This is a genomic window from Candidatus Magnetaquiglobus sp. (genome assembly GCF_058402785.1).
In genome coordinates this window covers 47,872-56,480 of sequence record NZ_JBZVFG010000002.1, presented here as the reverse complement: position 1 = coordinate 56,480, position 8,609 = coordinate 47,872, and the positions used below count along the sequence as shown (strand labels likewise).

Annotated in this window: 3 protein-coding genes; 2 read left to right on the top strand and 1 reads right to left on the bottom strand. The window is 61.0% G+C overall.

Going from position 1 to position 8,609, the window contains the following annotated elements:
• Together ACV4UY_RS01060 and ACV4UY_RS01055 are read left to right on the top strand one after the other, a co-directional pair.
• Positions 1-3,223, top strand: a 3,223-nt coding sequence (locus tag ACV4UY_RS01060) for a beta strand repeat-containing protein (protein WP_491605817.1), incomplete at its 5' end; no start/stop codon positions are given.
• Positions 3,224-3,559: 336 nt separating this feature from the next.
• Positions 3,560-6,613, top strand: a complete 3,054-nt coding sequence (locus ACV4UY_RS01055; RefSeq protein WP_491605816.1) for a bacteriohemerythrin — start codon at positions 3,560-3,562, stop codon at positions 6,611-6,613.
• Between the two features lie 256 nt (positions 6,614-6,869).
• On the opposite strand, the gene ACV4UY_RS01050 is transcribed toward ACV4UY_RS01055, so the two are convergent.
• The gene (locus ACV4UY_RS01050; RefSeq protein ID WP_491605815.1) at positions 6,870-8,576 is read right to left on the bottom strand and encodes a hypothetical protein; all 1,707 of its coding nucleotides are present in this window, start codon (positions 8,574-8,576) and stop codon (positions 6,870-6,872) included.
• Positions 8,577-8,609: the final 33 nt, after the last annotated feature.

The following is an 8,609-nucleotide window of genomic DNA, read 5'->3' as shown; positions in this document are numbered from 1 at the left end:
TCTGAGCGCCGTCGAGACGATTGGCATCACCATCAATCCGGTGAACGACGCGCCGGTTGCCACCAACGCACCCCTCAACCTGAACGAAGACGTGTCCGTGAACGCCACCCTGGACGGGAGCGATATCGATGGGGACGCGTTGACCTTTGCCCTCGTCACGGACGGGAGCAGAGGACATGTGACCATCACCAATGCCGCCACCGGAGCCTATGTCTACGCTCCCTATCCGAATCAGAACGGCTCGGATTCGTTCACCTACTCGGTCAGCGATGGCCTTTCCACCGTCTTTGCCACGGTCACGGTCGGGATCGCGCCGGTCAACGACGCGCCGGGCGCCAATGACGACACCTTGTCAACCGTGATGAACACCGGGGTGTCCGCTACCCTTTCCGGCACCGATACGGAAGGGAGCGCCCTTACTTTCACGATCGTCGATACACCCGACCATGGCACCTTGACGGCCTTCGATGCCGCCACGGGGGCATACACCTATACACCAAACAGCGGTTACGCCGGATCGGACTCCTTTACCTTCACGACCAACGACGGGGCGCTTAACTCCCCGGTCGCCGGCACGATCTCGATCACCGTGAACGCGGTCAACGTCGCGCCGGTCGTCACCCTGCCATCCTCGCAGATCAACTTGCCGACCAATACGTTTGATGCCAGCGCCGCCTTGACCGACCATTTCACCCAGGGAACGTCGGCCACGGGTTCGGTCACCTGGTCGAGCACCGCAGGTCTGAGCGGTGGCGGTGGCGTGGCGATCGCCGCGAACACCGATCAGGTCTGGACCTTGAACTCCGGGATCCCGGCTGGGGTGGGCAATACGTATGTCATGGCGGCCTTCATGGAGAGTGGCGGCAACTCGGGCTACGGCGCGTTGGGTTTCACCACGTCGTCACCCGCGTCGAGCGCGGGCAACTACGGCGCCCCTGCCGGGTCGCATGTGGGTGTTCTGTTCCATGGTGGCGGCGGTGGCTTCTTGAGCAATGGCGCGGTGGATGCCAATGGCAACGCCACGAGCAACAGTCAGGTCATCACCTGGGACAATGGGGGAATCTCCCCTGCCAACGCCTGGTACAATTTCATTCTCACGGTCACCGATCTGGGCAGCAACCATTTCTACATGAAATTCGAGGTGTACAACGCCGACGCGAATGGAAACCTCGGATCCCTCGTCACCCAACACACCATGACCGATGTTCTTTCCGACCCCCTGCGCGCGGGCGTTGCCGTGACCAACAGCGCGGTTGCCACCGCCACCACGCTCTATCCCTTCATCTCCAACGATGGTTATCGCATCATCGCGGTGGACAGTCTCGGTCTCTCCTATTCGGGCCAATCCACGCCGAACTACACCGAGAACGGCGCGCCCGTCACCTTGTACGGCACCCTGTCCATCTCCGATGCCGACGATGCCAATCTGACCGGCGCATCGGTCTGGATCAGCTCCGGTTTCACCGGTGGCGATATCTTGAGTTTTTCCGCTCCGATCGGCATCGCCGGAGCCTACAATCCTTCCACCGGCGTGTTGACCTTTTCGGGAGCGGGCTCGATCGCCGATTACATGGGCGCCCTGCATAGCGTCACCTTCTCTTCGACCAGCGAGAATCCGACCGCCCTCTCCGCCTCGCGCACCATCTCCTGGCAGGTGACGGATGCCAACTCCGTGGGTAACGGGGGTATCCTGACCAGCTCGGTCGTCACCTCGCAGGTGAGCGTGACCGGGGTCAACGACGCCCCGATCGCCGCCAATCAAACCGTGAGCATGGCGATCAATACCGAGTATACGTTTGGGGCCACGAGTTTTGGCTATTCGGATCTGGAAGGTCAAGCGCTCGCTTCGGTCAAGATCGTCAATCCCGGATCGACCGGGCGGTTGATCCACTACAATGGCTCTGCCTGGGTTTCTGTGAACGCCAATGATGTGATTCCTGTGGCGGATCTGAACAATGCCCATCTGCGGTTCAGTCCGACTGCCAACACATCGGGCAACAACTACGACACCTTCACCTTCCAGGTCCACGACGGTACGGCCTACAGCGCTTCCAGCTATTCGGTGACCGCGCATGTCACCAACGACGTGCCGGCCCATGTCAACACCCCCTTTCAGGTGGCATTGAATGGTTCGGTGAGCGATACCCTCGAAGTGGCTGGCGATCAGGATTGGTTCGTCGTCAATCTGACTGCGGGCAATATCTATCAGTTCAACGCGAACGGTGTCAGCCTGCCCGATCCGTATTTGTGGTTGCTGGATTCCGCCGGAGGGGTGTTGACTGAGAACGATGATGCGAATGGCGGTCTCAACTCTCAAATCTCCCACACCGCAGCTTACACAGGTGTTCACTATTTGTCGGTTGGGGGGTACGGCGGAACCAATATCGGGTCTTACAACCTTCTGGCGACCTGCGTTTCCGGGGATCCCCTGGTGCTCGATCTGGATGGGAACGGGGTGCGGTTGACCTCTGTCGGGGATGGGGTGCGTTTCGACATGAACCAGGATGGCGCCATCGAGACCACGGGGTGGATCTCGAATGGGGATGGTCTGCTGGTGCTGGATGCCGATCATGATGGTCGTATCCAGGGAATCGCCGAACTGGTGTCGGATCAGGCGGTGCCGGGCAGCGGGTCGAGCCTGAACGCCCTGGCCAGCTTCGATCTCAACCACGATGGTCGCGTGGACGCCGATGACGACGCCTATTCCCGTTTGCAGGTGTGGCGGGATCTCAACCACGACGGCGTATCCGACACGGGCGAGCTGCACGGTCTGGGGCAACTCGGCATCGCGGTCCTGAATCTCACCCCGACCGGACCGGCTGGCATCGAAACCCAACAAGGCAACACCATCACCGCCCGCACCACCTTTGAATGGAGCGACGGCAGCCTTGGCAGCATGGCCGAGGTTGGTTTCCGATTCGTTCCAAACGATGTGGTTCCGCCTGTTTCATCCGTCGATCCCTGGCAGCTTGCCCAGCAGGGGGTGAAGACGCTCTTGGACGATGGTGCGCCCCATTCGGTCATCCCGGTCACAACGTCCACCATCAGCGCCGACGCGGCCAATACCCTTCCATGGCGTAGCGATTACCACGACATGGTGTTGGGCGACGCTTCGCAAGCGGAGAACCTGTCGCCAGACGCCGCCGCCTTGGCCGGAATCACGTCCCAACCGCACGATTTTGTCCCCTCCTGGGCCTTGGATCCCCACCATCCGTCTGTCTGATTCACGACGGCATTCGTTGTCGGAGTGCTTGTTTTTCAATCCGTTCTACGCATGCATGGATTCTCGATAGCCTGATTCCGGGCTGTCGGGCGTTGGATGTCGCCAAATTCTCATGCAAGGCTCTTGACAGGGGTGCATCCGGGTTGATACAAGACCATCATGCTCCTCATCTTGTCTTGCAGGTGTATCATAAGCATATGTTTGTTCAGATTTTATCTTCACTTTTGTCGTGAGATCCCTGATCGGGGTGGTTGGGCTTGATCCATGATTTTACTTGTCAGTCGTGCACTGTGTAACAAAATGTGAGATGTCGAGATGATGCAAACGATCGATGATATGAAGCTCGGACACAAGCTGGCGCTGGTCGTCGGCCTGCCGATGCTGCTGCTCACCCTGGCGGTGTGGCAATACGGTTCGACGCTTCAACGGGTGTTGGATGGTTATGACCATCTGCTCAACCGGGTGAATCGGGAGCGCGGTCACTCCGCGTCCATCGGACGCTGGATGCTCGAGGCGCGGCGTTCGGAAAAGGATTTCCTGCTCCGCCTGGAACCGAAATATGCCGAGCGCGTCGGCGAGATGGTCGAAAAGGCCAGGAGTGAGGCCAGGGCCCTCGCCAAGGTCGATGATGCCGGTCCGGAGACCGGCAACAAGATCGTCATGCTGCTGGAGTCCTATCAGCGCGCCTTCCAGGGGGTGGTCGAGGCGTGGAAGGAGCGCGGATTGAACCACGAATCCGGTTCCCAGGGCTCCTTGCGCAAGGCGGTGCACACCCTGGAAACCGAGGCCAAGAAGGCACGCTCCCAGTCGGTGCAGGGGCTTGGGAATCTGGAACGGGATATCCTGACCCTGCGGCGCCATGAGAAGGATTATCTGTTGCGGCTCGACAAATCTTATGTGGGCAAGGCCCATGAGAGCCTGACCGGCATCCGGAACGTGATCGAGGCCAGTGGCTTGGCCCCGGCGGACAAGGAGGGGTTGTTCAAGCTCTTGGAGACCTATCGCGTCTCCTTCATGCAACTGGTGGCGGATAACGAAAAGATCGCCGTGCAGTCCGAGGAGATGCGCCAGGTCGTCCATGCCATCGAGCCGCTCATCGATGACAACATCAAACATGCGGACGAGATTCTGGAGGCGTCAAACCGGACGCTGAACGAATCGGCCCGTGGCTGGAGTCTCATGGCCATGGGGATGGCGGTGATCGCGCTGCTGTCGGGGTTGCTTTTCGCGTGGCTCCTGACGCGCCGCATCGTCTCCACCATGGCACGGGTCACCCAGGTGGTGGGGCGCATGAGCGACGGTCAGATCACCGCGCGGTTGACCGGACGAATCCCGGGCGACGAGATGGGCCGGATCGGCGAGCGGATCAATGTGATGGGCAGGCATCTGCAATGGATCATCCGTCAGATGGTGTTGCAGACCGGGAACATGATCGCCACGTCCCAGCAGATCATCCGTATTCGCGATCTGGTGAGTCAGGATACCGAGACCTCGCACCAGGTGGTACAAGCGGTGACCGACGAGAACCAGAAGCTCGGAGCTGAACTGGTGGAGTTGGAGCAGGGGGTGGATCGCACGGTGGACAACGTGCAGGCGATATCCGTGAGTTCGATACAACTGTCGCAGAACATGAACACCATCGCCAGTGCCGCGGAGCAGACCAGCAACAACATCTCCACCATGGCCTCGGCTGCCGAGGAGATCTCCAGCAATCTGCGCGAGGTGAACCGCAACCTGGAACAGGTCAACCATTCGGTGAGTCTGGTCTCTCACTCCATTCAGGATATGAATGGCAGTCTGGCCCAGGTCAACGATCGCTGTCAGGCGGCCAGTCGCGAATCGGAGCAGGCGGAACAGGCGGCCCAATCCAATTATGCGGTGATGGATCGGCTGTCGGGTTCGGCGCAGGAGATCGGCAAGGCGGTGGAGATCATTCGCGGCATCGCCGAGCAGACCAACATGCTGGCCTTGAACGCGGCCATCGAAGCGGCGGGGGCCGGGGATGCGGGCAAGGGATTCGCGGTGGTGGCCAACGAGGTGAAGGAGTTGGCACGCCAGACCGGGGCGGCCACCGAGATGATCTATCAGTTCATCGAGGAGATCCAGACCCACACCAAGCAGGCCAACGAGGCGATGGATTCGATCGCCGGGATCATCGCCAACATCAACCAGGCCAACGCCGAGATCACCCAGGCCGTGGATGGGCAGACCCTGGCCACGCGCCGGATCGCCGACTCCATGAGTCAGGTGTCGCACGCCGCGGACGAGGTGACCCGTTCGGCCATGGAGTTGAACATGGCCTCCGAGGAGGTGGCGCGCGCGGCCATGGAGGCGGCCACCGGAACCCAATCCGTGGCGCATGCCGCCTCGGATGGCGCGCGCAGCGCCGAGGATGCCGCCCGGCGCAGCCAGGATGCCCTCGCCGATGCCCAGGCGATGCGTCAGGCGGTCGGGGTGACGGGTGAGGTGTTTCACACGGTGCGCGAGAAGATGGGCGAGGCGATGCGGACCGTGGCGTTCCTGCGGGCGGCGGTGGGTCATTTCGATCGCATGGGCAGGGTGTTGCAGAAGCGGGGAGAGATGCTTTATTCCGCGCAGTTGGAGTTGGATTCCGGGTTGCCGCCGTTCAATGTGCGCAAGGTGATGGACGGTCATTATGGGTATCATATGCAGTTGCTGAACGCCGTGGAGGGCCGCATCACGTTGCCGAGCAGCGAGGCGACATCCGCCACGGCATGCGCATTGGGGCAGTGGATCGAGGAAGTGGGACGCCAGGGTTACGGCGATCGTCCGGAATTCATGGAGATGGATAAGGTCCACCAGGCGTTGCACGCCCTGGGGAAACAGATCCTGGTGGACCACGAAGCAGGCCGGCGTGATCTGGCGCATCAGGGACTGGCTGAGTTCGATCGGGTGCTGAAGGTTTTGTTTACGCACCTGGATGCCCTGTACATGGAGGGGGAGTTGGACGAGGAGCGGGATATCTTCCCGTGGAACGACGCGCTGTGCGTGGGGGTGAAGCAGTTCGACGACGACCACAAGAAGCTGGTGCGGATGGTGAACGATCTGGCGCGGGCGATGCGCAGTCAGGACGAGGGGCAGGCCGAGGTGCGCAGTTCCATCCTCAAGGGACTGGTCGAGTACACGGTCGAGCACTTCGGACGCGAGGCGGCCCTGTTCAAGCAGCACGGCTATCCGGAAACCGAGGCCCATCTGCGCGCCCATGACAAGCTGGTGGCCAAGGTGCTGGAACTGGTCAAGGAGTACGAGGGGGGCAGTTCCACGGTGGGCACGGATCTGTTGGTGTTCGCCAAGAACTGGCTGGTGGAGCATATCATGGGCACGGACATGAAGTATCGGGAGTTCTTCATGTCGCGCGGGGTGCGCTAGGGAGGTGGTTCACGCGGGGGATGAGGGGTGATCGCATGCCTGCATGGTGTCGGGGTGGTTGAGATGGACCGTGCTTTATCTCGGATGGATCGTTATCTCTACGGTTATTATGAGGGGCTGATCATCGCCTCGGTACTGGCCAGGCGTTGCGAGGTTCTTTGATGAGGTTGTTTGGTGATTCCATGCATGGAATCACCAAACCTGCACGAATCGAAACAATCGATTCGTGCTTTTCAGATTGTCCACAGTCGTTGACTCAAAACAGCTCGATGCCGTCATCCTCGTCCGCCGCGTCGTCGCCCCGACCCAGCAGGGCCGCATGCACCCGCCGTTCGCTTTCCATGGTGTAGAGCGCCCACAACCCCTGAAAATCCTCGACCATGGCCGCGCAGTCGTCCACGAGCGTGGGCAGGAAGGCTCCCGCCTCCCGTTGTTGGATCTCGCGCAGTTCCACGATAATGCGCGAGGCGGAGGCGCGGATTTCAGTGTGAAAGGTGATGTCCGAGGTCAACAGCATGATCTGGTTGTAGGTCGCCTGGGTCTCGGCCAGCGATTCCGAGAAGATGGTGGCCAGATCGGCATTGCTCATCTCCAGCCGCCGGATGGTGAGGGGCACGCGGCGCAGCATCACTCCGGCGTTCATGATCTTGGGCGCCACCTGTTCGGTGAAGTCGCTGTTGATCACCTGGATCGCCTCGGCGGCGTTGAGCAAGGTTTCGGCCCGCTGCCGACCTTCGTCGTGAACCCGTCGCGCCAGTTCCTGGATCGCCTCGGCCAGGGTTTCCAGCCGGCTCTGGCCACGGGTGTTGATCTCTTTCGCCAGGCCGTTCAGCCGCCCGGAGGTTTTGTCCAGGGTTTCCATCGCCTTGTGGGCCATGAAGAGGATGTTTTCGGTCTGGGACAGGGTTTTGAGAATATCCGAGAGCAGTGCATCCTCGAGGATCGGCAGTTTGAGCATCGCCGCCAGGTGATACGACGCCTCGGAGAGATCCTGCTGGAACTCCATGCTGACGTTGCGGGCCGCGAAGATGGTTTTTTTCTGGGATTCGGCCAGATCGGTGATGCCGGTCAGGTGGCGATGCATCTCCTGCACCGCTCCCACCAGATCGTTGGCGCTCTCCTCGAGTTGCTCGGCGGAGAGGCGCGTCACCATGGCGAACCAGCGCAATCCCGTGGCATCCCCCTCGGCTTCGGCGAGGCGTTCGCGGGCCTGACGGGTGGTTTCGACGACGTGGGCCAGCCGTTGCACGCTGATGTCGTCGTACTGCATGGTTTGCATCATGTTGAACAACACCCCATGATTGGCCTCGGCATGGCCCTCGATTTTCTGGCAGGCCTGGTCGATGGCGCCGATCGACTGTCCCATGCGACCGAGAACCTCCTTCAGGCGGCTCTTGAGAGCCCGCAACCGGTGGCTGGAGAGGTCCATGTCGGCCACCAGACGGCGCGACAACTGCTGCATCAGGGTGGAGGACTCCTGCAACGAGGCGGTCAGATCGTGGATCAGGGGTCGGATCTGGCGCATCAGACTGTCGATGATGGCGCATTGGGTCTGTCGCTCCAGGGAGTCGCTCCCCTGGCTCAACAATTGATCGGCCATCAGCGGCAGATAGGCATCTTGTTCCAGGGTGAGGGACCAGAGAATCAGCTCGTCCGTGGTTTGGATGAAGGCGCGGGTCTGACCCAACAGGGTATCCATTTGTTTCAACGAGGCATCGACCTCGCGGTGGATGCGGGTGAGTTCGTTCTGGAGCGGGGTGAGTCCCTGGCGCTTGCCCTTGACCGAATGGCGTTCGCGAATCGCCGAGGCGCGGCTGGCGCTGGCCGCGAAGCTGGCCGAAAAGCCTCCCATGTGCTCGACGATGGCGTGAAAGCCGCTGGAGCAGAGCCGTGGCATCCGGTCGAGGGTGGCGACGATTTTGTCGAGTTGCGCGAGGGCGGAGCGGGTTTCGGATGCGGACATGCGCGGAACTCCCTTGGGGGGTGAAGAGATTTG

Bases quoted from the DNA above. Each gene is read 5' to 3' on its own strand.
- ACV4UY_RS01055 (WP_491605816.1), top strand. From the start codon at position 3,560: ATGAAGCTCGGACACAAGCTGGCGCTGGTCGTCGGCCTGCCGATGCTG.
- ACV4UY_RS01050 (WP_491605815.1), bottom strand. From the start codon at position 8,576: ATGTCCGCATCCGAAACCCGCTCCGCCCTCGCGCAACTCGACAAAATC.